The sequence below is a fragment of the Aquidulcibacter paucihalophilus genome (assembly GCF_002105465.1).
Lineage (GTDB): Bacteria > Pseudomonadota > Alphaproteobacteria > Caulobacterales > Aquidulcibacteraceae > Aquidulcibacter > Aquidulcibacter paucihalophilus.
The window spans coordinates 1-730 of record NZ_NCSQ01000103.1 but is presented as its reverse complement, the minus strand read 5'-3'; the positions used below and the strand labels follow the sequence as shown (position 1 = coordinate 730).

Sequence of the window (730 nt, the reverse complement as noted above, 5' to 3'; positions counted from 1 at the left end):
TGCCAGATTCTATGAGCAAGGACGGCGTCTGAACGAAGCAGTTTAGGATGCTCGGGCTAACCCAACCAGAGGAGGCATCCATGCAGACGACGACTGAACTTGAGTACGCACCTTTGTTAGACGCGCAAGTGCCGAGCACTTCACCAGACACACCAGCAGGCACATCGATTGCGCCGCCACGAACATTGCTGGCGTCTATTGAGCTTTCCAAAGCGCGCTGGGTAATAACCGCCTTGGCAACGGGCTCGTCGAAGATGTCGCGACACGAAGTGACGGGCGGCGACGGCGCAGGGTTGTTGGAGCTTCTGAGACGGTTGCGCAACAAGGCCGAACAACGCCTTGGAGCAAAGGTTAGTATTGTGACTATTCAAGAAGCGGGCATTGACGGCTTTTGGATACACCGGATGTTGGAGAGCAATGATATCGAGAGTTACGTCGTCGACGCTACATCGATTGCTGTCGCCCGCCGCTTTCGACGCGTCAAGACAGATACGATTGACGGCGAGGGCCTTGTTCGAACGCTGGCGGCGTGGAAGCGGGGTGAACCACGAGTCTGCTCGATGGTCGTGGTTCCCACTTTAGCCGAGGAAGATCGACGCAGGCTGACCCGTGAACGCAGGACCTTGATAGCTGAACGCATCCGCTTCACTAACCGGGTGAAGGGTCTTTTGTTTGCGCATGGCATTCGCGGCTTCATCGCGACACGCTCTGACCGCTATATCCGCTTGGC

General features: G+C 56.7%; 1 pseudogene. It reads left to right on the top strand.

What is annotated here, in order from left to right:
- Positions 1-80: 80 nt before the first annotated feature.
- Positions 81-730 (top strand): annotated as a pseudogene (locus tag B7364_RS07960) (IS110-like element ISMno25 family transposase); the annotation flags it as partial.